A 26,936-nucleotide genomic window follows, 5' to 3' on the forward strand; every position below is an offset into this window, starting at 1 on the left:
ATGTCTGATTTTTTTCAAATTCTGCATGACAACGGGACATTGTTACTGATGGGGCAGTACCCGCAAGGTCCGCTGGGCGGGGTGTTATGTACTCTGCTGCTCTCTCTGCTGGCGGTAGTGTTCGCCTTCCCGGTCGGGATCCTTATCGGGTTAGCCAGAATCGCTCACTGGCGCTGGTTACGGACTGCGGCGGCATGCTGGGTGTATCTGTTACGCGGTATCCCGCTGATGATGGTGGTGTTCTGGACCTATTTCTGTGTACCGCTACTGACCGGCCATGATGTCGGCGGGTTTGTCACCATGCTGTGTACGCTGGTGCTGTACGAAAGTGCCTATGTGGCGGAGATTGTGCGCGGCGGGATTCAGGCATTACCGTCCGGACAGAACGAAGCCGCCCGGGCGCTGGGAATGGGGCACCTGCGCACCCTGTGGTCGGTCATTCTGCCACAGGCGTTATTCAACACACTGCCAAGTCTGATTAGCCAGCTGGTCTCCATTGTGAAAGATACTTCACTGGGCTATGTCATTAACGTGCCTGAACTGACGTATGCCGCAAACCAGGTCAATAACCAGTTACTGACAAAACCGGTACAGGTGTTCGCGATTGTTGCTCTGGGTTATTACATTATTAATTTCAGTCTGACCTGGATTGCTGAACGGCTGGAAAAATATATTTCTGATAAACGTCAGCCAGTACAGCCTGAAGCATCAGGGATTACTCCCCCTCAGGTTATGACTCAAACACAATAAGGAACAATCATGCGTCCAATGATTATTTTCAACCAGGTGAACAAATGGTATGGCAATTACCAGGCGCTTACCGGCGTGAGCGCCGAAATCAAGAGCGGCGAAGTTGTGGTCGTGTGTGGTCCTTCCGGTTCCGGAAAATCGACACTTATCCGTACGGTGAATCGTCTGGAACCGATTGAACAGGGTGAAATCCTGTTTGACGGAGTCAATATTCATGGCAGCAGTATGCGTCTGAACCATCTGCGCCAGCGTATCGGCTTTGTTTTTCAGAACTTTAATCTGTTCCCGCACGTCTCAGTGCTTGAGAATATTATGATGTCGCCTATCAAAGTGCTGGGGGTTAAAAAATCGGAAGCCCGTCAGCAGGCCGGTGAACTGCTGGAGCGTGTCGGTATGTCGCACCGGGCAGATGCGTATCCTGCACAACTTTCCGGCGGACAGCAGCAGCGTGTGGCCATTGCCAGGGCACTGGCGATGAAACCCCCGGTGATGTTGTTTGATGAGCCTACCTCGGCACTGGACCCGGAAATGGTCGGCGAAGTCCTGAATGTGATGCGCGGGCTGGCGCAGGAAGGGATGACGATGATGTGTGTCACCCATGAGATGAACTTTGCCCGTGAAGTTGCGGATACTATCTGGTTTATGGATCAGGGGCAGATTCTGGAAAAATCGACGCCACAGCAGTTTTTCTCCTCCCCGACCAATGCCCGGGCAAAGCGATTCATCACCGATCTGGCCTCCCACTGATCGCTCTCCGACAGGCCGTAAACCCCGTAAAGAAGTGAGTGAATACACATTCTTAGCGGTCTGTCGGAACAATGTATGCCCCGTCTTCCTGTCAGGTTTTTTCCCGGTCTTTTTGAGCAACCCGCCAATCCCTGTCTACACTTAGAGGGATATTTTATTCTGCAGACACAGGAGTAATGGATGATTTTATCTCTGAAAAACCAGGTGGCGTTGATTACCGGTGCCAGTTCAGGCATTGGCTACGGATGCGCGGAAGCCCTGGCGGCTGCCGGTGCCAGCGTGGTAATTAATTACCGCAGCCAGCCAGAGCCGGCCGAAAAACTTGCCGCCAGTATTCGTGAAAAGGGCGGTCAGGCCATTACGGTGCAGGGAGATGTGTCAAAAGAAGAGGATGTCGAAAATCTGTTTGCGAAAACCCTCGAAGCCTTCGGCGCTCTGGATATTCTGGTGGCAAACTCCGGTCTGCAACGGGATGCCATGATCGCGGATATGAGCCTCGCTGAGTGGCAACAGGTGCTGGATGTGAACCTGACCGGACAGTTCCTGTGCGCCCGGGCGGCCGTCCGCCAGTTCCGCAACCAGGATCGCGGGTCTCTCAGCCGTGCAAAAGGCAAAATTATTCATATGAGCTCGGTGCATCAGCTGATCCCCTGGGCCGGTCATGCCAACTACGCAGCCTCAAAAGGCGGTCTGGATTTGCTGATGCGTTCACTGGCCCAGGAACTGGGCGAGGAGAAAATCCGTATCAACGCCGTTGCACCGGGGGCCATCGCCACGGCAATTAATAAGGAGGCGACACAGGGAGAGGCGGCTGAAAAACTGCTGGAGCTGATCCCTTACGGGCGTATCGGTGACACCGAAGATATTGCCAACGCGGTGGTGTGGCTGGCCAGTGATCTGGCGGATTATGTACACGGCACCACATTATTTGTGGATGGCGGGATGAGTCTGTATCCGGAATTCCGCGGCAACGGCTGAAAACCTGACAGAAGCGAGCGGGATCCGGTATGGCTTCCGCAGGTCTGCGGGCGTTGTGCCGGGGGTTACCCGTTGAGCGCACATAAAATGCCGGTGACAGTCCCCTGTCACCGGCATTACTTTCCTTAAGGCCTGTCGCGGCACTCCCGCAGCGGGTGATGCGTCAGTGGTTATCCAGCGGGACGGAAGAGGGAGTGCGGTGTGTGGCTACAGCAGATTTCGGCCGACTGACGTAACGTATAGTCAGTATCACCGCCAGACTCCAGATCACCCCCATCGCAATATACCAGCCCCGCTGTAAGTGCCCGCTCACCAGCCCGAGCGGAGAGAAGGTCAGATACAGACTGACCAGTGCCGCAATCAGCGCGATACTCACCGGCACCGCATAACGCCAGCCCACCAGTTCACTTCCACGGTCCGGCAGACGGCCCTGATGGCCGGCGGGCAGATAATGGTTCAGAGCAAACAGCAGCAGCATTTCACAGGCAAATAATATCCCCATCAGATGAATAAAGCTGATCCCCCAGCGGGCATCCACGTTCAGTCCCAGAATAAAAATACCGTACAGCAGGGCATGAAACACCAGCACCACTTTTGCCGCGATGGCGGGCGGCCGGGCGACGAGGAAGGCAAACAGCACTATCGCAATGACCGGCATATTAAAGAACCCGGTAAAGCGGCGTAACAGGGTGTAGATACCGTCCGGGGCATGCATTAACAACGGGGCACAGGCAATCGAGATGACGGCGACCAGCAGGGTCATTTGTTTCCCGAAACGGATCTGTTGCCGGTCCGTCGCTGCGGGGCGGCGGTGCAGATAGAAGTCATAAGTCAGCAGCGTGGCGGACGCATTCAGTATGGCATTAAAGTGACTCATCACCGCGCCGAGAATAATGGCGACAAAAAATCCTTTCAGCCACCAGGGCAGCAGGGCGGCGATCAGGGCCGGATACGCCAGGTCTGACGAGGCCAGCGGATGTCCGCGGAAGTAGTGCCAGGCAATGATGCCGGGCAGCATCATCAGTAACGGCAGGATCAGCTTAAACGCGCCGGTGAGCAGAATACCTTTCTGTGCCTCTTCCAGTGAACGGGCGGCCAGGCTTTTTTGCATAATGGCCTGGTTGGTACACCAGTAAAACAGGTTGGCAAAAATCATCCCGGTAAACAGGGTACTGAACGGCACACTGTCGTGGGTATTACCGATCATATTCAGTTTCTGCGGATTCTGACGCAGAAGCTCACCGACCCCTGCCTGAAAATGGCCGTGCCCCAGCGCGATAAAGCCCAGCACCGGGACCAGGAAGATGATCGCCAGCAAAAAGACGCCATTGATGGTATCGGAAACCGCAATTGCCCGCAGCCCGCCGAACACGGCATAGGCCGTCCCGATGGCCCCGGTCAGGCAGATCATAGCGACCAGGCTGCTCTGATAACTGATCCCCAGCAGTTGCTGAACATTAAAGATTTTCTCCAGCGTCAGCGCCCCCAGATAGAGTGACGAAGGGCATAGCACCAGGGTATACGTCATCAGCAGCAGAATACTGACAATTTTGCGGGCGGTCCGGTCATAGCGGGATTCAATAAATCCGGTCAGGGTGGTAAAGCCGCTTTGCATATAGCGGGGAAGGAAGAATAACGCCAGCGCGATAATGGCAATAATGGCCGTCGCTTCCCATGCGATGGCACTGAGATTATGCAGGTAGGCATCGCCGTTCAGGCCAATCAGCTGGTCAACCGAGACATTTGTCAGCATCATGGATCCGGCGATAAAACCGAAGCTCAGCTTGCCGCTGGCCATAAAATACTCTCTGGCACTGGTATTTTTGATCCGCCGCGTCAGCCAGGAGGAGATCAGGATGATCAGCAACAGCGTTGCCAGGGTGGTTATCAGTGTAAACATCAGGCCTCCGGTCGGGGGTCGTTGATCCTGCCAAACTGGCTGCTGCCATCGATGGCGTAGTGGTCGATGGCCTGCAGTTCATGGGGGGTGAAGTCGGTATTTTCCAGCGCCTGCAGATTGTGCTGCAGTTGCGCCACCGAGCTGACACCGGTCAGCGCGGAAGTCACTTCAGGTAAGCGGAGAACCCAGGCCAGCGCCATTTGTGGCAGGGATTGTCCACGCTGTCGGGCGATGGCCTCCAGCCCCGCAATCCGGGCGTAATTCTGCTCACTCAGTTCACGCTGATCGATACTGGCGCGCGGCTTATCCGCCGGAGTGGCGGCGGTGTATTTACCGCTCAGTAATCCCTGAGCGAGGGTACTGAAGGCAATGATCCCGGTGCCCTGTGCGGCACAGGTTTCCAGCAGGTTTTGCTCAATCCAGCGGTTGAACAGGTTATAGGCCGGCTGATGAACAATCAGTGGCACATGCCACTGACGTAACAGGCGTGTGATTTCCCGCGTCTGTGCAGAGGGGTAAGAGGAGATCCCGACATACAGGGCTTTCCCCTGGCTGACCGCGGTGGCTAATGCCGAGGCGGTCTCTTCCAGCGGTGTCTGCGGGTCGTAGCAATGGGAGTAGAAAATATCCAGGTAGTCGAGTCCCAGTCGCTGCAGGCTCTGGTCAAGGCTGGCCAGCAGGTATTTGCGTGAACTGCCGCCCTGACCATAAGGCCCCGGCCACATGTCATACCCGGCTTTGCTGGAGATGATCAGTTCATCGCGGAACGGGCGGAGATCCTTGCGGAACACCTCCCCGAAATTCTGTTCAGCGCTGCCATAAGGGGTTCCGTAATTATTCGCTAAATCAAAATGGGTGATACCGGCATCGAAAGCGCTGTGCAGCAGGGCGCGCTGTTGTTCCCGGGTGGTGTTGTCACCGAAGTGCTGCCATAACCCGAGCGAGATCCGCGGCAGTTTCAGGCCACTCTGACCACAATACCGGTAGGGCATTTCCTGATAACGCTGTTTTTCAGGCTGATAATGCATAGTCATTTCTCACTGACGAGGGGGAAAGGCGGGGACGGTTAAGCCCAGATGGCTGCGTAAGGTGCTGCCCTGATACTGTGTGCGGAACAGGCCACGACGTTGTAATTCCGGCACCACCTGCAGCGCGACCTCTTCCAGTCCCTGCGGCAGGTGCGGCACCATAATGTTGAAACCGTCCGCGGCATACTCTTCGAACCAGCATTGCAGCTCGTCGGCAATCTGCTGCGGGGTACCTTTCAGGGTCCGGTGCCCACGGCCTCCGGCAATGCGTAACCCCAGCTCTGCCAGCGTCAGATTTTCTTCGGCGGCCAGCGCCAGTAACAGGGCCTGGCGGCTTTGCTGACCGGAATCTGACAAAGGGAGTTCCGGCAAGGGTTCATCCGGCGGATAGCCGGATAAATCAAAATTCCCCAGCATTCTGCCCAGCAGAGCGATACCCACGTCCGGTTCGACCAGTTGCTGGAACTGCTCATATTTTTCTTCGGCCTCAGACTGCGACTGTCCGGTGACCAGCAGTACACCGGGCATGATCTTCAGGCTGTTTTCGGTCCGTCCGGACAGGCTCAGGCGCTGTTTCACATCCCGGTAGAAGGCTTTGGCTTTGTCGAGTGTCGGCTGGGCGGTAAACACAACATCCGCCGTGGCTGCGGCCAGCGCTTTACCGTCTTCGGACGAGCCGGCCTGCACCACCACCGGTTTCCCCTGCGGGGAACGGGCAATGTTTAATGGCCCCCGTACCTGGAAATAATCACCGTGATGGTGAAGCGAATGCATTTTTTCCGGGCGATAGACTTCGCCGCCTGCTTTGTCATACACAAACGCGTCGTCTTCCCAGCTATTCCAGAGTCCTTCGACGACCCGGTAAAACTCACGGGCACGTAAATAACGTTCCTGATGGCTGAAGTGCTGTTCCCGGTTGAAATTAGCGGCTTCGTTGGCGGCATCAGACGTTACCAGGTTCCAGCCGGCACGGCCGCCGGACAGATGGTCCAGTGAGGCGAACTGACGTGCAATATGGTACGGCTGATTGTAGCTGGTGGTTGCGGTGGCAATTAAACCGATATGCCGGGTCACCGCTGAGAGGGTCGCCAGCAGCGTCACCGGTTCAAAATAATTAGAGCGCGCCATCTTGTGGGCCACCGGCGAGTCAAACACCGCCAGACTGTCGGCAATAAATAAGGTGTCCAGGCAGGCGTGTTCAGCAAGCTGAGCTATCCGGATATATTGCTGAAGATCCAGCGGGTCCGGCGCCACGTCAGGATGCCGCCAGGCAGCCACGTGGTGGCCCGCCGGATGGATAAATGCACCTAATGAGAGCTGTTCATTTCTGGCCATAATTATTCTTAACTAATTAATATTATTGCTTAAACTATATCTGCGCTTTGTTGTTTTATTTAATATCAATTCGTGCACAGGTTATCCGGAAATTAGCTAAACCACGTGTCATGGCTGTCCGGGACGTGGGGCGCAGAGAAGCAAGGTCTGTCGGTGGCGGACGATATCAGGCGGAAAAGTGGCCGGTGACTGATTCGGTTTTCTGTTGATTGCGGTATGTGCAGATGGGAAATACTCGCAGAGAATGAACAGGTTTCTGCGCTGCCAGCCCGGGGAAACGGGTCAAAATACTTGCGATTTATCAGGAATTATGGAAATCTGGACATTGAGACGTCCAAACGTCCGATTCACCTTTCTTCTCATAAAATAACACTGATAAATATCGCAAACTATGACTCAACTTTCAGCTGACGTATCGTCGGGAAGTACCTCACCAGAGAATGATTACACTATTCATAGCGCGGCAGATGTCAGCCGGCTGGTCAATAACTCAACCCATGGCCGGACCAACGCACGGATCATCGTGGCCATCGCCCTGGGCGGTGTCTTTCTGGATGCCTATGATTTAGGTGCGCTGGCATTCGGCGTGAAGGACATTACCCGTCAGTTCGGGCTGAGCCCGTCGGGTATCGGGATGGTGGTGTCTGCCATCACTCTCGGGGCCATCGTCGGGGCCGTCATCGGGGGATATCTCACCGATAAAATCGGCCGTTACCGCGTATTTATGGCCGATATGTTTTTCTTTGTGTTTGCCGCCCTGCTCGGCGCTCTGGCACCGAATGCCGAAGTGCTGGGTATCAGCCGCTTTATTATGGGGCTGGGGATCGGCATCGACTTACCGGTCGCCATGGCCTTTCTGGCCGAATTTTCGCGGCTGAAAGGCCGGGGCAATAAGGCCTCCAGTATTGCGATGTGGTGTCCGACCTGGTATGCGGCTATCTCGGTCTCGTATCTGCTGGTGCTCGGATTATTCTATTCGCTACCCGCCAGTCAGAGCGAATACCTGTGGCGCTATATTGTAGGCTTCGGGGCGGTACCGGCACTGGTGATCCTGACGGTACGTAAACGCTATATGACAGAATCGCCGGTCTGGGCGGCGCAACAGGGGGACTTAACCTCTGCGGCCAGCATCCTGCAGACCGCCTATAATATCCCGGCCACGGTCGGCAAAGACGCGGTCTTACACGCGAAAAAGGGTCTGCAACGGCGTACGACCGGCTGGAAAAGTTATGGCGTATTGCTGCAGGGGGACTATCTGAAACGTACGGTGCTGAACAGCGTAATGTCATTTGTTTCGCCGTTTGCCTATGCGGCTATCGCGTTCGGGCTGCCGATTATTATTTCCACCCTGTTTAAACAATCGATGCTGACGACCATTCTGGTCTCTCTGGCACTGAATCTGCTGTTTGCCTTTACCGGCGGACTGGCGGCGGTGCGGCTGGTACCGAAACTGGGGTCACGCAGTATGACGATTGCCGGTTATACCTGTCAGCTGGTTGCATTGCTGGGCCTGGCGCTGGCCGGTCGTCCGGAAGATACGGCGCAGGCCGTGGCCTGCTGTGCCTTTCTGGCACTTTTCCTGCTGGGGCAGGGCTTCGGCCCGGGGGCGCATACCATGGTGTACGCCTCACTCAGTTATCCGGCGTCGATTCGCGGGGTGGGGGTCGGTTTCAACCAGACGATTACGCGTTTCAGCTCGACGCTGGCGCTGTTTCTGTTCCCCATCCTGACGGCGAGCCTGGACACCGGTTTATTCTGGGTGATTGCCTTATCACCGGTGATCGGTCTGCTGGCACTGTTTATCATTCGCTGGGAGCCGTCAGGGTACGATGTGGATGCCGAAGATTATGCGTCTGTAAAACATGAAAATACACAGCCTGGCGGGGGAGCCTGAGATGTCATTTACCGAAATACAGGTCGTACCGGGGCCGGCGAATTATTACTGTTTTCCGGGAGCGTTACGCGAACTGACAAACTTTTATTCTGCCGCAGACCTGGAGCAGGCGTTCTGGGTCTATGGTGAACGGGCGATTGGGGCGGCGGAACCTTTTCTGCCGGCCGCCTGGTCTCTGCCTTCCGCCGGTAAGCACTGCATCCGGGAACATTGTAGTGAACCTCTAATCAGCCAGCTACTGACAGAGGCCGGGGACCACCGGAAAGTGATTATCGGTATCGGCGGTGGATCGGTGATGGACAGTGCAAAAGCACTGGCGGATCGCCTGAAATTACCGGTGGTGCTGATCCCGACCATTGCCGCCACCTGTGCGGCCTGGACGCCGCTCTCGGTGTGGTACAACGCCCATGGAGAGAATATTGGTTATGAAATCTTTAAACAGGCTAACCATCTGGTGCTGGTGGAACCGGAAATTATTCTGAACGCGCCGGCGGACTATCTGCTGGCCGGTATCGGCGACACCCTGGCGAAATGGTATGAAGCCCGGGTGCTGCTGCCGGATGAAACGGCCTGCAGTGTCCCTTATCTGGCAAAGACGGCGCTGAAAATGGCCGAAGGTCTGCGTGACCTGCTGTTCAGTGACAGTGCTGTCGCACTGCGGGATCAGCAACAGGGCACACTGACCCCGCGCTTTATCTCGGTGGTCGATGCCATTATTGCCGGGGGCGGGCTGATCGGCGGGTTAGGTGAACGTTTCACCCGTGTTGCTGCCGCGCATGCCGTGCATAACGGGCTGACCGTGCTGCCGCAAACCCACCGTATTCTGCACGGGATTAAGGTGGCTTATGGCATTCTGGTGCAGGCGGCCCTGCTGAATCAGCAGCAGGATATCCGTAAGCTGTTGCACTTTTATCATCAGCTGAAATTGCCGGTCACGCTGGCGGAGCTGGGAGTTTCTCTGTCAGATCGTGAAGAGATGGATAAAATGATCGCGCATACTTTACGTCCGCGGGAAACCATTCACCTGTTACCGGTGAAAGTGACGGCAGAAACGCTGTATCAGGCGATGGCGGCCATTGAACGGGCAGGGAAGTCAGCAGAGTAAGACTGAAGGCCCGGCAGGATGCCGGGCCGGGATATCATCAGAAATCCGCTTTCAGTACCGCACGGTAACGGGCTTTACCGTCACGCACATACTGCAGAGCGTCATTGATTTTTGACATCGGGAACAGCTCGGTCTGAGGTTTCACCCCGGAGCGTGCGGCCAGTTTTACCAGGCTGCGTAACTCATGCGGAGACCCGGTCGATGACCCGGAAATGCTCCGGTCACCGGCAATCAGCGTAAAGGCTGGCACTTCAAACGGTTTCATCACGGCACCGACGGTATGGAAGCTACCGTTGTAGGTCAGTGCCTGGAAGTACGGCATCCAGTCCAGATCGACATTGATGGTGTTGATAATCAGATCAAACTGTCCGGCCAGCGCTTTCAGGGCTTCCGGATCCCGGCTGTTAACCACCTTGTCGGCACCCATTCCCAGGATTTCCTGTTCTTTAGACGGTGACGAACTGAACGCGGTGACTTCACATCCCATCGCATGCAACAGTTTAATAGCGATATGGCCCAGGCCACCGATACCTATGACACCGACACGACTGGTCGCCGTGATATGGTGCTGCAGCAGGGGTTTGAATACCGTGATCCCGCCGCACAGCAGCGGACCGGCAGATTCGATATCCAGCGCTTCCGGAAGCGGGATCACCCACTGCCAGTCGGCACGGATTTTTTCAGCGAAGCCACCGCGGTTCAGGATAGTCGGCACACTGCCCTGTTTACAGTTGCTGTGACTGCCGCTGATACAGGCATCACAATACCCGCAACTGCGCGCGGTCCAGCCAATCCCGACACGCTGACCGACTTTCAGACCTTTGTTTTCTGCCGCACTCCCCAGAGCGCTGACACGGCCAACCACTTCGTGACCGGCGACCAGAGGGTACTGAGATATGCCCCATTCGTTGTCAATCATCGACAGATCGGAATGACAAATACCACAGTACTCAACCGTGACTTCAACATCTTCGGCAGCAAGTTCACCGGCATCAAATTCCTGCAGTTCCAGTGCTGCGCCAGCTTCGGCCGCGGCGTAGCTTTTAATCTTGCTCATGAAGGTCTCCTTTCTGTGATGTAGTTATCACTTTAAAGCATGGCAGATGATAGCCATTAAAAAAAGCGCAGAAGAGAATAATATGATGCGGGGGAAAATAGTTGTCCGATATTGCGGTAAGGGCCGGTGAAACTCACCGGCCACAGGAGGGTCAGGCAGGTTTCGCACACCCGTTACATTGATTTTCAAGGATTTGTGTAAAGAAATCATTACCCTTGTCATCCACCAGGATGAAAGCCGGAAAGTCCTCAACGTCAATCTTCCAGATAGCTTCCATCCCCAGTTCCGGGTATTCGACACACTGCAGATTTTTAATACTCTGCTGTGCCAGTACTGCCGCCGGACCGCCGATACTGCCAAGATAAAACCCGCCATGTTTTTTACAGGCATCCGTCACCTGCTGGCTGCGGTTGCCTTTGGCCAGCATAATCATGCTGCCGCCGTGGGATTGCAGTAAATCCACATAAGAGTCCATTCGTCCGGCGGTGGTCGGCCCGAGTGAACCGGAGGCATAACCGGCCGGGGTTTTCGCAGGCCCGGCGTAATAGATGGGGTGATCTTTGATGTACTGCGGGAGTTCTTCCCCGTTATCCAGACGCTCTTTCAGTTTTGCATGGGCGATATCACGCGCGACGATAATCGTGCCATTCAGGGAGAGACGGGTCGATGCCGGATACTGGCTCAGCCGGGCCAGGATCTCTTTCATCGGCCGGTTCAGGTCGATGCTGACGACCGTACTTTCCGCTGCATTCTGCAATGTCTTCGGAATCAGGCGTGCCGGATTATGTTCCAGTTTTTCTATCCACAGACCTTTACGGTTAATTTTCGCTTTAATATTACGGTCAGCCGAACAGGAGACGCCCATCCCGATGGGACAGGAGGCACCGTGGCGGGGCAGACGGATCACCCGGATATCATGGGCAAAATATTTACCGCCGAACTGCGCCCCCAGGCCGAGGTTCTGTGCTTCTTTCAGCAGTTCCTGTTCCAGCGCCGTATCGCGGAACGCCTGACCGTACTTATTGCCTTCGGTCGGCAGATCATCATAGTAATGGGCGGAGGCCAGTTTGACGGTTTTCAGGGTACTCTCTGCGGATGTGCCGCCGATCACAAAGGCAATGTGGTATGGCGGACAGGCCGCCGTGCCCAGGGTGCGCATTTTCCCGACCAGATAATTTTTGAGTTTCCCCGGGCTGAGCAGCGCTTTGGTTTCCTGATACAGATAGGTCTTGTTGGCAGAACCGCCTCCTTTGGCAATACAAAGGAACTTATATTCATCGCCATCCACGCTGTAGAGATCGATCTGCGCCGGCAGATTCGTGCCGGTATTCACTTCCTGGTACATATCCAGCGCCGCATTCTGTGAATAGCGCAGGTTATCCTGCTGATAAGTATTGAAGACTCCCTGGCTGAGAAAGACCTCATCGCCGCCGCCGGTCCAGACCCGCTGACCTTTTTTACCCACGATGATGGCGGTTCCGGTGTCCTGACAGGACGGCAGGATACCTTTGGCGGCAATTTCGGAGTTACGCAGAAACTGCAGCGCGACATATTTATCATTTTCGCTGGCTTCGGGGTCATCGAGAATATCGGCTACCTGTTGCTGATGGGCGGTGCGCAACATAAACGAAGTATCATGGAATGCCTGCTGAGCCAGCAGCGTCAGCGCTTCCGGCGCTACTTTCAGGATCTCCTGCCCTTCAAATTCAGCGACTGACACATAATCGCTACTCAGCAGGTAATAGTCGGTGTCATCTTCGGCGACAGGAAACGGGTCCTGATAATGAAAAGGGATCGTTGACATGTTTTCTCACTTAAAGAGCCGCAGACGGGCGGCCACTATGCTTCGCAAAATACTGATGGTAATGGAAAATCTCTCCCGGAGTCCGATACGTTGCCGGTGCCGGGAGAGGCTCATTGACATAAATACCTGCAGCGATAAAAACGACGCTGTTATCCGAAGATCATCATCATCCAGGGGTAGCCGATGACAAGTAATGCGACCAGGAAAATAGCACCAAAAATGGTCCCCAGACGCCAGTAGTCTACGGTAGGCAGATAGCCACTCCCGTAGTATATCGGGCTTGGTCCGGTCCCGTAAGGGGTGATAATGCCCATCACTCCCAGAGAGGTGACCATCATCAGACAAAAGACCTGCATGTTCATGCCCGGAATGGTGGCGGCGATGGTCAGCATGGCAGGCAATAATGCCGTGGTATGTGCGGTGGTACTGGCAAACAGGTAATGCAGCAGATAAAAGGCAATCACCAGCACGATAAGCGCCACGCCCGGTGAGATACCGCCCATCAGTGCACCGCCTTCTTTCCCCAGCCAGCCGATAAAACCGGTAGAAGAAAGACCATCCGCCAGGGCGACCAGGGTCGCAAACCAGGTAAAGGTATTCCAGGCGGCTTTATTACCGGTGATATCGCTCCAGTTAAGCACACCGGTCCATAACATCAGGGTGATCACCAGCAGAGCGGCCATGGCCGGTTCAATCCAGCTGGCGGCAAAAATCCACATCGCCAGGGCGCAGCAGACAAAGATCAGCAGCAGGATTTCGTTACGGGAAAGCTTACCCAGTTTTTCCAGCTCACGGGTGGCCCAGCGCGGCACCTCGTCGTTAACCTTCACCTCCGGCGGATAAAACAGATAGGCCAGCAGGGGCATGGCCAGGATCAGCAGAATACCGAGCGGCAGGAAGGCGACAAACCAGTTCCCCCAGGAGATGGTGATCCCGGTAATACTTTTCACCAGTGCCAGCGCCAGCAGGTTGGGGGCCAGTGCGGAAAGGAACATTGAGCTGGTGATACAGGCGGCAGTAATGGCGACCCACATCAGGTATGAACCGATACGTCTCGCGCTGGGGTCATTAGGTTTCGACCCATACAGCGGCGGCAGGTTGGCAATAATCGGGTAGATCGTTCCGCCGCTACGGGCGGTATTGGAAGGCGTAAACGGGGCCAGTAATAAATCGGCAAAGGTAATGGCATACCCCAGCGTCAGACTGCGGCGTCCCAGATATTTGACCAGTATCAGGGCCAGCCGGCGGCCGAATTGCGTTTTATCGTAACCGGCGGCAAACATAAAGGCCCCGAAGATCAGCCAGACGGTGGAGTTACCAAATCCGCTGACGGCCCATTTAAAGGACTGACCTGCCAGTTTGAAGCCCGGAGCCGCTTGCTGTTCCGGGCTGAACAGTAACCAGTGGCTGAAGAGGGCGATAACCACCACCCCGGTCAGGCCGATGACGGCGCCGGGTAACGGCTCAAAAATCAGCCCGACGATCACCCCGACAAACACGGCGAAGAAATGCCAGGCATAAGGCGGAAGACCGGCAGGCACGGGGACGAGTAAAAGCAGAAGGGCGACGACGACGGGAAGGAGCAATAATATCAGACGGTTTTTTTTGCCGGTGGCGGGGGGAACTCCCGTCGCGGGCTGAGTTGCATTTGATTTTACGTTCATAGTCAGTTTCTGTATGGGGTTAGAATAGTTATGGAGCAGCGTACAGATAATATTGCGTTTCCGTTATCAGGACATTTCTGTGGCTCAGAATATCCCTGACGCGAAAATTATTATTATGCAGAGCATGTTACATCATCTGCATCATGGATAAAGTCTTTATATGATCTGTTATCTCTTTTTTTTACCGTTGATCCTGATCAACGAAACAGAACTATTTTTTTATTTTTTAAATTATTTTTAGCAATTCTTTTTGATATCAGTCACCTGCTTATTTCCGGTCGCATAGCCGGGGGTTCTGCCGGCCGGTGGGCACGGAATGAAAAGTGTTACATGATGATTTTCTTAGGGTTTATCTCTTTGCTGGCTTACGGTGACCTTATATTCTCCTGTAATAAAACAGCGTGGTAAGGGTTAACAGAAAAATACGCGGCCCTGCCTGTTGGCGGAATTTAAATTTTAATTAATTTATGTCATAAGTTGTGTCTTTTGTTTGTGCTTGAATACGGAGATCGGACATTACCGGAATAACGGGTTTCCGATAACGACCTGAAAAAAATAGTCCTGAACATCCGGAGCAGATAATGACGAATTGTAACCCGCAGCTATCAGAACCCCTGACGCTTCCCTGTGGTACCACCTTAAAAAACCGGCTGGTGATGGCCCCGATGACGACCTGCGCCGGATTCTATGAAGGCAGTGTGACCCGGGAACTGGTGGAGTACTATCGACAGCGTGCGGGTGATGCAGCCGCCATTATTGTTGAATGTGCCTTTGTGGAAGATAACGGGCCGGCGTTCCCCGGGGCGATAGGTATCGACAAAGACAGTAAAATCGAGGGCCTGGCAAAAATTGCCGCGGCTATCAAAGCGCGGGGTTCGAAAGCGATTCTGCAAATCTATCATGGCGGGCGGATGAGTGAACCGCTGCTGATTGGCGGCCGGCAGCCGGTCGCGCCGGACGCTATCGCCATGCCCCGCGAAGGTGCTGTCACCCCGCGCGCGCTGAACACGCAGGAAGTGGCCGACATGGTAGAGAAATTCGGGCAGGCCGTTCATCGGGCTATCCTGGCCGGATTTGATGGCGTCGAAATCCACGGGGCGAATACCTACCTCATTCAGCAGTTCTTTTCACCGCATGCGAACCGGCGAAATGATGAATGGGGGGGCAGCCGTGAAAAACGGGCCAGATTCCCGCTGGAAGTGCTGAAAGCGGCCCAAAAGAAAGTAAAACAATACGCTCCGCCCGGGTTTATTATCGGCTATCGTTTTTCCCCGGAAGAGATCGAAGAGCCGGGGATCCGTTTTGACGATACGCTCTTTCTGCTGGATAAACTGGCGGTTCAGGGGCTGGATTACCTGCACTTTTCAATGAACCATATTCTGCGCAGCTCGCTGGTGGATACGGCAGACAGTGAACCCCTTATCGATAAATATATTGCAGGGCGCACCGCGGCACTGGCCGCTGTTCCGGTGATTGGCGTGGGCAGTGTAGTGAGTCAGCAGGAAACGACGCAGGCGCTGGCCCATGGTTACTCGCTGGTCGCCGTCGGCAAAGGCAGTATTGCGTATACTGACTGGGCCTCAAGGATCATCGGGGGCGAGACCCTGTCGCTGACTATCGACAGTACTCAGCGTGAAGCCTTATTTATTCCCGAACCGCTGTGGTACTTCCCGCAGGTGGCGGCGATGGTCCGCGATCTGAGTCTGGCGGGCGGGAAGTTTATGCCCGGCCACTACAGTGAAACCTTACAGGATGAGCAGGGGGATTGCCGGATCACGGTCACCCTGGCGGAGGATCGTATTACTGATCTCGAACTGTCCACGAAGGAACCGGCTGAGATCGAATTTACCACCCATTTTAATGAACTGCGTTCGCGGATCCTCGATGCTAACAGTCCTTATGTGGATGCGGTGACCGGTGCCACAACCCAATGCGAAGCCGTGAAAAAAGTGGTCGCCAGAATCCTGATGGCCTCCGCAAGGCAGCGTTTGCAGCAGACCGGCGACGGGAACGGGGGCGAAGCGCACTATGATGTGGTGGTGGTGGGCAGTGGCGGTGCCGGACTGACGGCCGCCATACAGGCCGGCGAGTCGGGTGCCCGCGTGCTGATTGTCGAAAAAATGCCGGTACCGGGCGGCAATACGCTGAAAGCCTCGGTCGGGATGAATGCGGCCGAAACCCGGTATCAGACGCTGAAAGGTATCCGTGACAGTAAGGCGCTGTTTTATGAGGAAACCCTGAAAGGCGGCCACGGTAAAAATAATACGCTGCTGTTGCATGAATTTGTGGAGCAGGCGCCTCAGGCGGTGGACTGGCTGGCGAAGCATGACATCGTGCTGAGCGATATCACCATTACCGGCGGCATGAGTATCGATCGTACCCATCGTCCGGCGGATGCGTCTGCCGTCGGGGGCTATCTGGTCAGTGGTTTATTAAAAAATATTCATCAGCGCCCGGACATTGAAATGATGACCGATACCAGCGTCAGCGGAATTGAGTATGACGATGGCAGGGTGACCGGGGTGACGTTACTGAATGAGCAGCAGGAAAGCTTCCGTGTGCAGTGCCACAGTGTGATCGTGGCGACCGGCGGTTTCAGCGCCAATCAGAAAATGGTGGTCAGCTACCGTCCGGATCTGGCCGGATTTGTCACCACCAACCATCCCGGCGCAACCGGGAGCGGGATCGCGTTATTACAGTCCATCGGTGCCGGTACGGTGGATATGGGCGAGATACAGATCCATCCCACCGTAGAACAGACCACCTCTTACCTGATCTCTGAATCTGTCCGCGGCGGCGGGGCCATTCTGGTCAGTCAGAAGGGCGAACGATTTATTAATGAGATGGACACCCGGGATAAGGTCTCGGCAAAAATCATCGGCCTGCCGGAGAAATCGGCCTGGATAGTGTTTGATCAGCAGATCCGTGAACATAACAAGGCCATTGAGACGTATCTCTCGCGGGGATTTGTGGTGAGCGCGGACACCCCGGAGGCGCTGGCCGAAAAGACGGGGATGGATGCCACGCGGTTGCAGGCGACGTTAGCCTGTTTTAATCAGGTCGTCGCAAACAAGCAGCCGGATCCCTTTGGCCGTACTACGGCCCTGCGGCAGCCCCTTAGCCAGCGGCCTTTCTACGCTATCCGTATTGCGCCGGGGGTACACCACACGATGGGCGGGGTCACGATTAATACCCATACCGGGGTGCTGGATGAAAACCAGCAGCCGTTGGCCGGGGTGTTTGCGGCGGGGGAAGTGGTCGGCGGGATCCATGGCGGTAACCGTATCGGGGGGAATGCCGTGGCAGATATCGTGATCTTTGGTCGGGTGGCGGGGGAAAACGCCGCGAAGTATGCCCTGGCACACCGGGATCAGCCGGCCGTCACCCCGGCCTGACGGGGTTGGCGGTCATTCCTCAGGAGACGCTATGTCAGAGATCCCGGGCAGATACCATTATTCGGCGGTGATGATGGGGACGCGCGTAGAACTGCAACTGGCGGCACACCAGCCGGCGCTGGCGCGTCAGGTCTTCCGGCAGATTAAATGGCTGGAAGATCTGCTGACCGTGAACCGGCCGGACTCCGCACTGATGTCTGTCAATCGTGCTGCAGGGGCTCACCCGGTGGTGGTGCCACCACCGGTATTTTCACTGCTCTGGCGGGCCAGGGAGGTCAGCTTCAGCGGCGGATGTTTTAATCTGGCGATAGGCCCGCTCGTCCGGCGCTGGAAGATCGGATTCAGCGGTGATGCCGTGCCGCCGGCCGAAGAGATCGCCGCATTATTGCCGCTGACCGATCCCCATGCGATCCGCATGGATCCGGAGGCCGGTTCGATCTTTCTGACACGGCCCGGGATGTCTGTCGATGCCGGAGCCATCGCCAAAGGGTATATGGCTGACCGGATCTGTGATTTTTTACAGGCACAGGCCGTCGATCATGCACTGATCAATCTGGGGGGGAATATCCGGGTCATCAGCCCGCCCGGTGCTGAAGGCTGGTCGGTCGGGCTGCAGCAACCTTTTGCCGGCCCTGAATCGCTGCTGGGCAGTATCCGTTTATCTCAGGGGTCGGTAGTCACCTCCGGAGTGTATGAACGCTACTTTGTCCATCAGGGACACCATTATCATCATATTCTGGATCCACGCAGTGGCTATCCGCTGGATAACGATTTACTGAGCGTGACCGTGATTTCACCGCACTCCATCGATGGCGAAATATACTCAACGCAGTTATATGGCATGGGGCTGGAAAAGGGTTGTGAGTGGCTTGCGACACAGACGGATATTGAGGGGATAGAGGCTATCTTTGTGACCCGCGACCGGGAGGTCATCATTCCGTCACAGCGTCAGTTCTGTTTCCGGCCGGCTTCCCGGTAATCCCGGGCCTGGCGGAAGAGAGTGCCCGCTGCTGAGCCGGACACCTGATGTTTATTGGCAGTGGCAGGCTGATAAGTAAAAACGGATGTCAGCGGCCCGGCTTTGTTCCGGACCAGTCGTGGGACCCGCGTAGCCGTGATAAAGGTTTAACCTTTTTGCAGAGTAAATAGCGTAATTTCACCCGGATAGCCCAGCCTCAGCGCGAAACCATTCCATAAGCCGGTACCGTTGCTGACATACAGCAACATCCGGCCCAGACGATATTCGCCGGAATAGAACCCCTGGTTGGCTCGTTTTACCAGAATATCCAGCCCCGGCACCATACCGCCGTGGGTATGGCCGGAAAGCTGCAGGTCAACACCACTGGCCGCATTCTGCCGGGCATTCACCGGTCGATGGTCGAGCAGGATCACCGTATCCTGTTGCGTCACCCCCTGCAGGGCCTCCGACAGTGACGGGCCGGGCTGAGAAAACCGCAGCGCCGCTTCATCGGTCACCCCGGCGACCACGATACTCTGTTCACCGCGATAAATACGGACCGACTGATTCATCAGTTCGCGGATCCCCGCGGCTTCAATTTCACGCATCCAGCCGGAAAAATCCGCGTAGTATTCATGGTTCCCCGGGATGGCGACCACACCATCTGCGGCCCGTAATTCTTTGAGCGGTGCGACATCCTGTTTACGGTCCGCCACCGTGCCGTCGGCGATATCACCGGTAATAGTGATCAGATCCGGCTGCAAGGCATTGGTTTTTTCGACGATCTCTGCCATTCGCTGACCGCGTAATAAGGTACTGGCATGCAGATCGGTCAGTTGTACCAGCCGGTAACCTTCAAAGGCGGCAGGTAATCCGGAGACATTCACCGTCACATTTTTCACTGCGGGGACTTTCACGGCCTGCCATACCGCATAGCCCGAAATGGCCAGTGAGACGGCACATAACAGACTATTGGTGGCCCCTTCATGGGATAGCGGATGCCCCGCCAGATAAGCCACTCCGGCGATCAGACCGTGCAGCACCAGCAGCAGAGTAAACAGGATCTCCGCGCCAAACAGAACGTTAATCGCCACCATCACCGGCTGAGGAAATTCCGGTGAAAACATATTGCCGAACACCAGACGATAGATAAGGTGACATTCCGCAACCAGCAAGGCAAAAACAAACAACAGTATTCTGACGGACGCGGGAAGCGGGAGATGTAAAATAAAACGCCAGCCAATCACCAGCGCCATTACAGGGGTCATAAAAGGTAGCACAGTCACTCCTGTGGGTTTGTCATCAATACCTTAACTCTAGCATCGCTCAGCCAATAGTCACATGTCACAGGCCCGGGGCAGGGAGGCTGCCTCCTGCCCCCGGCTCCGTCAGCTATCCCGGACGCCTTTACTGAACCCATCTTCTGCCGGCATTACCGGCCACCGTGAGTGTGCCGTGATCCCTGCACGCCTGGCAAAAAAGGCCCCGGGTGAACGGACAGCCTCTGGAGTGCCGGGTTGCTGTTATCGTGGCAGGATGACAGTGACCGCGAGCCGGCCTGCAACGGTTTTCGGATTACTTCGCCCGTTTCTCAATGGCACAGCAGGTCGCGAAGGAGCCTCCCACGGCCAGTATCACCGGAATGACCAGCGTACTGCCCATATGGGTGAATTCTGCCGCCAGCATCACCGTAGTCAGTGGCATCTGCATTGATGCCGCAAGGAAAGCGGCGGCCCCTGACAGCGCGATCGCCGTCTGATCTCCGGCGGGTAACCACGGTGAGAAAACGGTGAACAAAACACTGGCGAACAGAGCGCCGACGGTAAAGCCTGGCGTCAGAACGCCGCCTTCAGCCCCGGCGCGCAACACAGCCCGGATAAGCACCAGTTTCAGTACCAGCAATATCACGGGTAACAGACCGGTTAATTCCCCCCACAGGGCCAGTTGCGTTGGCCCTTTACCATTGCCGGGTAATTGCGGATACCACAGTGACAAAACGCCGGTCAGGCCAAAACTCAGCAGACACAGGACCGGCATCTGCCAATTGGTTTTAACTCCTTTGCGGGCATTTTCGGTATAACGGCGAAAAAGATGTGCGGCATAGCCGAACAGGGGGGAAGTGACGATGGCCCAGATAATCAGAGGGGTATCGGCGGCCGGTGCTGAGAAATGGTATTGCGATTCATTACCCAGGCCAAAGGTGGCGACATAGGCTCCCAGTGCAGAAGTCACCAGCGCCGGCAGTACGCAGGACCAGCGGAAAGAGATCAGCAGAACTTCCAGGGTAAAGATGGCTCCGGCCAGCGGGACATTATATACCGCTGCCAGCCCGGCCCCCGCACCACAGGCAATCAGCACCCGGGTATCCTCAGGGGAAAGCCCGAAGACGCGAGCCAGAGAGGTGGCGCCCAGCGCGCCGATCTCCCTCGGCGCCACTTCACGGCCTAACGGTGAGCCTAACGCCACCGTGATAATCTGTAATAAGGCATGGATCAGTGAGGTGACCCCCGGCATTGGTCTGGCGGGATCTTTCACTGCCGCGTTGACCGAAACCCGTGGACGGCCGTACCGTGCCAGCAACCACCAGCCGGCACCGGCAATGATCCCTCCCGCCAGTAAAGCCATGATCCGTCGTTCAGCACTGGCCGCGGTCACACCCTGTAAAAAGCTCTCTTTGCTGATAATCGCATCCTGACTGTATCCGAAAGCCAGATGCTGCACGGCATGCAGCAGCATCGCCAGTAACATGCCGCCCAGTCCGGAGAGTACCCCGGTCATTACCACCGCCCCGGCGAACCGTAGTGATTTGGTCATATGACAACCCTTAATACGATAAATAAAAAATATTGATGTCTGCTAACTATGAGGCAGCCAACGTCAATCCGGCGTCAACTCACGGAGATAAGTTAGCTTACATGATGAAAATACGTGATTTTCATTGTGATACCTTGCCGGTAAGGATGAATATTTTTGTAGAAAATTTCTACAATTGTGTCATTCTTAAGCGTGTATCTCATCACACTGATACTAAATAAATCAGTGATGATTATGAGTCGCCAGGAAGCAGAAAAAACAGGGGGAGATCAGGGAGGGACAGGGCCGGAAAAAGAGGTATCTTTCCGGTTTTAAAGGACTTTTTTAAGCCGCCGGGGGGCAGCTTACCCACATGTCATCGCCCGTTTTTGTCGGGAAATGAATAATTGTGCGAAAGTACTGATATTTCCTATATCATAATCATCCGGGAGTTCGTACGATCTCCTGATGGCGAAAAAATAAAGACGTAAATTGTTACATTATGGTCCATGAATTATTAACTCGCCAGTTTGTCTTAGTGATGAGACATAAAATAATGTCGACTAATAGATTGGTGATGCAAGCATGAAAAAAAGTAATGGGTTCAAATTCAGCTTCCTGAATCCTAAGTATCTGACCTTGTGGCTTGGGATCAGTGTTTTATGGTGTGTGGTTAAGCTCCCTTATCCACTGCTTCTTGCCCTGGGGAAACGCCTTGGCACCTGGTCGCAGCCTTTCCTGAAACGACGTAAGTCTATCGCCCGTCAAAATATCCGTCTCTGCTTTCCTGATATGTCTCCTCAGGAACAGGAAGCGTTGTTACAACAAAATTTCGAATCCCTGGGGCTGGGATTACTGGAAACCGGCATGGCCTGGTTCTGGTCTGACCGGCGTATCCGTAAGTGGTTTGACGTTGAAGGGCTGGAAAACCTGAAGCGCGCGCAGTCCGGCAAACGCGGGGTGATGTGTGTCGGGGTTCACTTTATGTCCCTTGAACTGGGCGGCAGAGTCATGGGACTGTGCCAGCCAATGATGGCAACCTACCGTCCGCACAATAATCCACTGATGGAATGGCTGCAAACCCGTGGTCGCTTACGCTCGAACAAAGCGATGATTGACCGCCGCGATTTGCGTGGCATGGTCGGTCAGCTGAAACAGGGTGAAGCGGTGTGGTTTGCGCCGGACCAGGATTACGGAATCAAGGGCAGCTCCTTTGTGCCTTTCTTCGGGGTTAAAGATGTGGCAACGACCAACGGAACCTATGTGCTTTCCCGTCTGTCGCATGCGTCGTTGTTAACCATTACCCTTGTCCGTAAAAAAGACGGCAGAGGCTACCAGTTACATATCGAGGAACCTTTAGAAGATTTCCCGGCCACGGAGTGGAAAGCGGCGGCTTATATGAACCAGATCATTGAGCGGGAAATTATGCGTGCACCTGAGCAATATATGTGGGTCCACCGCCGTTTTAAAACCCGACCGATGGGTGAAGCTTCTCTCTATATCTGATCCTGTCCTTTATCGGACCTGTATCGCTCAGGCGATACCGGCCCGATAACCCCCTTAGCACTTCCCCCATAATTCACCTGTTCTCTCTCCTGCGGGATCGTTGTCTCCGTGAACGGGTATCGCGGTTACGTGAGTTTGTTTGAATCAGTGATCTCTTCATCTTAACGGCAGTGGCTGCAGTCTCGCGCCCGTCGCTGATTAACCTGTTCTGATTATTCCTGTCTGTCCTCTGAACCTCTGAACTGTTCCCTGTGGGGCGTATACCCTGTAAGCGTGAAATTGTCTGCTGCTGCCCGCCATCCGTGAAACAGAATGAGAGTGGGTATTCACTTTCAGGAGGTCGGGGAGTGGGGGGCTGTGCAACGTGACTCAGGACTTTCTCTGAGTCTGTCACGGTATACCTGCGATGTCAGGGGGAATGCTGCTTTTGGGGCAGGCTCCTGACGAAATGGCCTTTGATTACAGTGTCTTGAGAGAGTGTAAGTACACGCTTACTTTTATAGCGTGATCACGTCATTAATAAGTCACGGCAGACCGGCTCTGAAGGTAGTGCGGAGAGCTGAAAGCTGACAGGGGTTTAATATCTTATTTTTGCAGAAAGATTATCTTAATCACAGGCCAGACTGTCATTACAGGTTGTTTCGCAGGCGATATCTCAGCGGAAGGTGTTTAGTGGTTTCTGTGACGCATTAGCTGAACAACATAGCTACGGCATGACTCCATTAAAATAAAAATCAAATAATATAGAGGGTTATATTGATAGTAAGTATTCACATTATTATGAGGTGTGACCTGAGCGGCAACATGGCTAACACCCGGTGTGGGCGACAGCCATGTTGCGGATGGGATGAATAAAAACCGGCACAGCTCTCACTGTGCCGGTAGCGGGATTAACGGATGATTACGTTCTCCATTGGCGGGATGTAACCGTAGTCGAATTCTTTGACCATAAAGGTACGTTTACCTTCGATCTTAATCTGTACGGTCGGGGCTTCGGTACCACCGATGCGGTATGCACCGTCGTAGTCATTGTCAGAAGCTGGCACCGTATCAATAAATGACGTCACCAGGCCGTTTGGCATCACACAGTGTGAATAGGTCTGCAACGGCTGAGACGATGGGTTACCCAGTACCAGGCCGGAACCATTCAGCGGCTCGTAAGGGCCAAACAGTGAATCACTGACAAATCCGTAAACGCCGTCCGGGCCGGTCAGGTTATCGGCATACGTCGATTTATGGCTGATGGTAAACAGGTAGTACTTCCCGTCCTTAAACACAAAGTGAGGACGTTCCGTCTGGTCGTTGACACCAACCGCAGTGATCAGCGGTGGCAGCAGCTGCCAGTCATTACCTTCCGCATCTTTCGCCGCCGCCAGACCGATACAACCCGTCTGATAACGTGCGCCACCGACATCGTCGTAACCCGGAGGAATATCACCCATATCTTCGGTGGTAATCTCATGGCTGCCGCGATCCCCGGCCACATTGCCTTCGAAGACCATATAGAGGTTGCCATCATTCGGGTCGATGAACGGGCTTGGGTCACGGAAGCCCCAGTACGGGTTTTGTTCTTCGGTCTGGTAGTAGAAACCGTCCGCGGAGAACAGCTCAATGACTTCATTGAAACCGGAGAGGGTGACGCCGTTACCATCGGCAGCAATTTTACCTTTCACCTTCACGATGGTCGCGCCCGGCGTGACGCAGGTGTAATACAGTTCCACATCACCCTGTTCGTTCAGCAGAATCGGGGTACCGGCCCATTCACGGGTAGTCGGTGAAACACCTTCCGCCATCACACGGCCACCGAAGGTCCAGTTTTTGCTGTCTTTTGAGTACCAGAAGCAGATTCGGGCACGACCATGACGGGCATTCCAGTCGGTGTAGATGTCGTAGTTGCCGTTTGCATCGGTGTACTCTTCCGGCAGACGATCGGCGGTCAGCGTAAAGATCACGGACCAGCCATTAACGGAAACGATATTACCGTCGTATTTACGTAATGGCAGAGTATCCCAGATAAAGACTTCATCGCTCATCACCGGAAAATCAATGGCGACCACAGGCTGAGTGGTGGTTGGATCATCCTCGCGAACTTTCAGTGCATCTGCACGGCTCCATGCAGTTGTTTTTACTTTGTCTTGTAAATTTTTAATTTCAGTATTTTTCATTTTTAAAACCTCCGTAGTTAAGTGAGGCTTTATAAAAACATGCAGCGTTATTTAATTAAACGTATCCCGGCTTTGTCATTTACCACACAACATATTCAGAAAATAATCTTATTATTTGTTGTGTGGCAGAGCAGACAACGGCTGAATATATCCCTGTTCACTTTTTTATCCGACACTGTCCGGTGGTCCGGAAATGGATTTTCATGCCGAACATTTTCATGAGAAAATGGCAAGCAAAACCTGTGGTAATATCCCTGCGACTTTTTCTTAAAAAATGGGGGTGATCGGTGTTTATGAGAATTTTTCCGTCGCCAGGGGGATTTTTTCATATAAATTAAAATATCCGTTCAGTTCACAGAAAATATACGAATCCGGGATTTCTGATCAGCCGATATTCGGCTACCGACCGGCAGAACGGTCTGTTATCGTAATGTCATGAACCGCAGTAAGAGATAAGGAATGGTCAGGAGTATGATAAAATCTGTATCCTGGGATCTCCTGATAAGTCATATTTCTGGTCCGGACATCACCCGCTACTAATATCCTCTTTTCCGTGGGTTGAAATGTTTTCATCTGTCATCCCGATGGCATTTATCAGATACCCATATCCATGAACATGAGATCATACAGCCCATCCAGCGCCTGTGTTCTGTGTTGTTTTGTCAGCAGGCCGGGAGGACAGTTTTCATTCTGCGGAAAAGGGAGGTCCGGCAATTAACCGATAATCTCCGGCCTGGCCACCGCTCTCAGCGAGACGTTCATTATTCGCTGTCAGGCCGCCGCCGGCAGGGCGGATCCGTTGACTCTGAGACCTTTAGCGACCTGAAACGAAGATGTCAGGCAGAGGTGTCGCAGTATTCTTACTCTGCCGATCCCTTTCAACGCTGTTGCCGGCGGGCAGAAATGATCAAATCTCCCCTGGCAGCCGGTATGACGACCGGAAACCACGCGGCCGCTTTCAGCGGCCCGGGAAGGATCTCTGGCGGGCGGACGCTGTGGTGGATGGAAAAGACGTATCGTGCGGTGTCGTTTCCGGCAGCGGATCGCCGCCATTGGCGATCGCTTTCACCTTTATGACATCCACTGTGCGCTGACGGGAAATATCGATCAGCAGAAAGGTACAGAACCCTAAGCATGATGACCGCCGTGCTGAGACCTTTCCGGACGGTGTCCCGTGTTGCTACCTCCCGGATTCGGGAGAGAAGCCGCACTATGATGGCTGATAAACACGGCAGGCAGCCTGTTAACAGAAAGCGGAAAGCCGGCCAGAAAGATATTCCCGGCCGGCGGCGAAGCGATGTTTTATCCGGAGATAAATATCCCCTGATTTTATCAGGGATATTTCTCATTACAGAGAAGAGATGTGGGAATAATGTTAAAAAATAAAAAATTCCCTATCATGTTTAAGGGTATAGTCTGAGGAATGCGTGTTATTCACCGGCGTTCCTCTCCCATGAACAACAGATAATTTTCTGCCGGGCATGTTTTTACAAAGAATGTTAAGTGCAGGGTTAATTCAATTTCTTCATGATAATCCGGTTTATCCAGAAACTGATTTTTTTTACGCCCATAAAACCGATAAATCCGCCAACAGAAACGGTTAACTGGCTGGATACCCCAAAATAATTCATTAACGATACAGAAATAAATGTCAGGCAGCCACAAATCCCCCCTTCAAGTAATGTTTCGATAATACCCCGTCCGGAATATATCATTCGCAGGATAGCCATAAAAAAGGAGATGAAAACACCAAAGAAAACGGAATCTCCCCGAATGGCTCCCTTCGCTGCATTAATAATGCTGTTAATATCCATAAATTTTTCCTGATAAAGACGCGACCTCAGTCGCGCCACAATG

At 54.2% G+C, this 26,936-nt stretch carries 19 protein-coding genes; 9 read left to right on the forward strand and 10 right to left on the reverse strand.

Features of this window, described 5'->3' with window-relative positions:
- The 3 genes from JK223_RS08430 to JK223_RS08440 all read left to right on the forward strand — a co-directional run bounded on the left by JK223_RS08430 (position 1) and on the right by JK223_RS08440 (position 2,475).
- Positions 1-750, forward strand: coding sequence for an amino acid ABC transporter permease (locus JK223_RS08430; RefSeq protein WP_212713743.1), 750 nt, complete (start codon positions 1-3; stop codon positions 748-750).
- Positions 751-759: 9 nt separating this feature from the next.
- A complete protein-coding gene (locus tag JK223_RS08435; RefSeq protein WP_305803612.1) occupies positions 760-1,497 on the forward strand; it encodes an amino acid ABC transporter ATP-binding protein in 738 nt (245 codons plus the stop codon).
- Positions 1,498-1,677: 180 nt separating this feature from the next.
- Positions 1,678-2,475 carry an SDR family oxidoreductase gene (locus JK223_RS08440; protein ID WP_212713744.1) on the forward strand — a complete coding sequence of 266 codons (798 nt, stop codon included), beginning with the start codon at positions 1,678-1,680 and terminating at the stop codon, positions 2,473-2,475.
- Between the two features lie 163 nt (positions 2,476-2,638).
- Here the strand turns inward: JK223_RS08440 and JK223_RS08445 are convergent, their stop codons facing one another.
- Genes JK223_RS08445 through JK223_RS08455 form a run of 3 tightly spaced genes read right to left on the reverse strand, consistent with a single transcriptional unit; the run spans position 2,639 to position 6,738 of the window.
- A complete protein-coding gene (locus JK223_RS08445) occupies positions 2,639-4,375 on the reverse strand; it encodes a solute:sodium symporter family transporter (RefSeq protein WP_212713745.1) in 1,737 nt (578 codons plus the stop codon).
- Positions 4,375-5,403 (reverse strand): aldo/keto reductase, encoded by a 1,029-nt coding sequence (locus JK223_RS08450; RefSeq protein ID WP_212713746.1) that lies wholly within the window; start codon positions 5,401-5,403, stop codon positions 4,375-4,377. The genes JK223_RS08445 and JK223_RS08450 overlap by 1 nt, the downstream gene beginning before the upstream one ends.
- Positions 5,404-5,412: 9 nt before the next feature.
- Positions 5,413-6,738, reverse strand: a complete 1,326-nt coding sequence (locus JK223_RS08455) for an LLM class flavin-dependent oxidoreductase (RefSeq protein ID WP_212713747.1) — start codon at positions 6,736-6,738, stop codon at positions 5,413-5,415.
- 391 nt (positions 6,739-7,129) lie between these two features.
- Between JK223_RS08455 and JK223_RS08460 the strand changes: the two genes are divergently transcribed.
- On the forward strand, positions 7,130-8,632 hold the full coding sequence (locus JK223_RS08460) for an MFS transporter (RefSeq protein ID WP_212713748.1): 1,503 nt from the start codon (positions 7,130-7,132) through the stop codon (positions 8,630-8,632).
- A 1-nt stretch (position 8,633) separates the two neighbouring features.
- A complete protein-coding gene (locus tag JK223_RS08465; protein ID WP_212713749.1) occupies positions 8,634-9,737 on the forward strand; it encodes an oxidoreductase in 1,104 nt (367 codons plus the stop codon).
- A 37-nt stretch (positions 9,738-9,774) separates the two neighbouring features.
- On the opposite strand, the gene JK223_RS08470 is transcribed toward JK223_RS08465, so the two are convergent.
- From JK223_RS08470 to JK223_RS08480, 3 genes are all read right to left on the reverse strand, one after another.
- The gene (locus tag JK223_RS08470; protein WP_212713750.1) at positions 9,775-10,794 is read right to left on the reverse strand and encodes an NAD(P)-dependent alcohol dehydrogenase; all 1,020 of its coding nucleotides are present in this window, start codon (positions 10,792-10,794) and stop codon (positions 9,775-9,777) included.
- A gap of 151 nt (positions 10,795-10,945) precedes the next feature.
- Complete coding sequence (gene fumA, locus JK223_RS08475) at positions 10,946-12,598, reverse strand: class I fumarate hydratase FumA (protein WP_212713751.1); 1,653 nt, start codon at positions 12,596-12,598, stop codon at positions 10,946-10,948.
- Between the two features lie 149 nt (positions 12,599-12,747).
- Complete coding sequence (locus tag JK223_RS08480; protein ID WP_212713752.1) at positions 12,748-14,262, reverse strand: anion permease; 1,515 nt, start codon at positions 14,260-14,262, stop codon at positions 12,748-12,750.
- A gap of 581 nt (positions 14,263-14,843) precedes the next feature.
- Between JK223_RS08480 and JK223_RS08485 the strand changes: the two genes are divergently transcribed.
- Both JK223_RS08485 and JK223_RS08490 read left to right on the forward strand, forming a co-directional pair.
- On the forward strand, positions 14,844-17,657 hold the full coding sequence (locus tag JK223_RS08485; RefSeq protein WP_212713753.1) for a flavocytochrome c: 2,814 nt from the start codon (positions 14,844-14,846) through the stop codon (positions 17,655-17,657).
- A gap of 31 nt (positions 17,658-17,688) precedes the next feature.
- A complete protein-coding gene (locus JK223_RS08490) occupies positions 17,689-18,636 on the forward strand; it encodes an FAD:protein FMN transferase (protein ID WP_212713754.1) in 948 nt (315 codons plus the stop codon).
- Between the two features lie 146 nt (positions 18,637-18,782).
- Here the strand turns inward: JK223_RS08490 and JK223_RS16925 are convergent, their stop codons facing one another.
- The gene (locus JK223_RS16925) at positions 18,783-19,895 is read right to left on the reverse strand and encodes a metallophosphoesterase (protein ID WP_212713755.1); all 1,113 of its coding nucleotides are present in this window, start codon (positions 19,893-19,895) and stop codon (positions 18,783-18,785) included.
- Positions 19,896-20,190: 295 nt separating this feature from the next.
- Positions 20,191-21,429 (reverse strand): chloride channel protein, encoded by a 1,239-nt coding sequence (locus JK223_RS08500; protein WP_212713756.1) that lies wholly within the window; start codon positions 21,427-21,429, stop codon positions 20,191-20,193.
- Between the two features lie 564 nt (positions 21,430-21,993).
- On the opposite strand from JK223_RS08500, the gene lpxP reads away from it, so the two are divergent.
- Positions 21,994-22,914, forward strand: coding sequence for a kdo(2)-lipid IV(A) palmitoleoyltransferase (gene lpxP / locus JK223_RS08505; protein WP_212713757.1), 921 nt, complete (start codon positions 21,994-21,996; stop codon positions 22,912-22,914).
- 890 nt (positions 22,915-23,804) lie between these two features.
- On the opposite strand, the gene JK223_RS08510 is transcribed toward lpxP, so the two are convergent.
- On the reverse strand, positions 23,805-25,079 hold the full coding sequence (locus JK223_RS08510; RefSeq protein WP_212713758.1) for a glycoside hydrolase family 68 protein: 1,275 nt from the start codon (positions 25,077-25,079) through the stop codon (positions 23,805-23,807).
- A 903-nt stretch (positions 25,080-25,982) separates the two neighbouring features.
- Between JK223_RS08510 and JK223_RS08515 the strand changes: the two genes are divergently transcribed.
- Positions 25,983-26,156 (forward strand): hypothetical protein, encoded by a 174-nt coding sequence (locus tag JK223_RS08515; protein WP_212713759.1) that lies wholly within the window; start codon positions 25,983-25,985, stop codon positions 26,154-26,156.
- Between the two features lie 434 nt (positions 26,157-26,590).
- Here the strand turns inward: JK223_RS08515 and JK223_RS08520 are convergent, their stop codons facing one another.
- A complete protein-coding gene (locus JK223_RS08520) occupies positions 26,591-26,893 on the reverse strand; it encodes a phage holin, lambda family (protein WP_212713760.1) in 303 nt (100 codons plus the stop codon).
- Between the last annotated feature and the right edge of the window lie 43 nt (positions 26,894-26,936).

Source organism: Tatumella sp. JGM118, assembly GCF_018257515.1.
In the GTDB taxonomy this organism is placed as follows: domain Bacteria; phylum Pseudomonadota; class Gammaproteobacteria; order Enterobacterales; family Enterobacteriaceae; genus Tatumella; species Tatumella terrea.

Excerpts from the sequence above, each read along its gene's own strand:
- JK223_RS08430 (WP_212713743.1), top strand. The coding sequence starts at position 1 with ATGTCTGATTTTTTTCAAATTCTGCATGACAACGGGACATTGTTACTG.
- JK223_RS08470 (WP_212713750.1), bottom strand. The coding sequence starts at position 10,794 with ATGAGCAAGATTAAAAGCTACGCCGCGGCCGAAGCTGGCGCAGCACTG.
- JK223_RS08520 (WP_212713760.1), bottom strand. The coding sequence starts at position 26,893 with ATGGATATTAACAGCATTATTAATGCAGCGAAGGGAGCCATTCGGGGA.
- JK223_RS08485 (WP_212713753.1), top strand. The coding sequence starts at position 14,844 with ATGACGAATTGTAACCCGCAGCTATCAGAACCCCTGACGCTTCCCTGT.
- JK223_RS08455 (WP_212713747.1), bottom strand. The coding sequence starts at position 6,738 with ATGGCCAGAAATGAACAGCTCTCATTAGGTGCATTTATCCATCCGGCG.
- JK223_RS08445 (WP_212713745.1), bottom strand. The coding sequence starts at position 4,375 with ATGTTTACACTGATAACCACCCTGGCAACGCTGTTGCTGATCATCCTG.
- lpxP (WP_212713757.1), top strand. The coding sequence starts at position 21,994 with ATGAAAAAAAGTAATGGGTTCAAATTCAGCTTCCTGAATCCTAAGTAT.
- JK223_RS08480 (WP_212713752.1), bottom strand. The coding sequence starts at position 14,262 with ATGAACGTAAAATCAAATGCAACTCAGCCCGCGACGGGAGTTCCCCCC.
- JK223_RS08510 (WP_212713758.1), bottom strand. The coding sequence starts at position 25,079 with ATGAAAAATACTGAAATTAAAAATTTACAAGACAAAGTAAAAACAACT.
- JK223_RS08440 (WP_212713744.1), top strand. The coding sequence starts at position 1,678 with ATGATTTTATCTCTGAAAAACCAGGTGGCGTTGATTACCGGTGCCAGT.
- JK223_RS08460 (WP_212713748.1), top strand. The coding sequence starts at position 7,130 with ATGACTCAACTTTCAGCTGACGTATCGTCGGGAAGTACCTCACCAGAG.
- JK223_RS08450 (WP_212713746.1), bottom strand. The coding sequence starts at position 5,403 with ATGCATTATCAGCCTGAAAAACAGCGTTATCAGGAAATGCCCTACCGG.
- JK223_RS08515 (WP_212713759.1), top strand. The coding sequence starts at position 25,983 with ATGATCAAATCTCCCCTGGCAGCCGGTATGACGACCGGAAACCACGCG.
- JK223_RS08490 (WP_212713754.1), top strand. The coding sequence starts at position 17,689 with ATGTCAGAGATCCCGGGCAGATACCATTATTCGGCGGTGATGATGGGG.
- JK223_RS08500 (WP_212713756.1), bottom strand. The coding sequence starts at position 21,429 with ATGACCAAATCACTACGGTTCGCCGGGGCGGTGGTAATGACCGGGGTA.
- fumA (WP_212713751.1), bottom strand. The coding sequence starts at position 12,598 with ATGTCAACGATCCCTTTTCATTATCAGGACCCGTTTCCTGTCGCCGAA.
- JK223_RS08465 (WP_212713749.1), top strand. The coding sequence starts at position 8,634 with ATGTCATTTACCGAAATACAGGTCGTACCGGGGCCGGCGAATTATTAC.
- JK223_RS08435 (WP_305803612.1), top strand. The coding sequence starts at position 760 with ATGCGTCCAATGATTATTTTCAACCAGGTGAACAAATGGTATGGCAAT.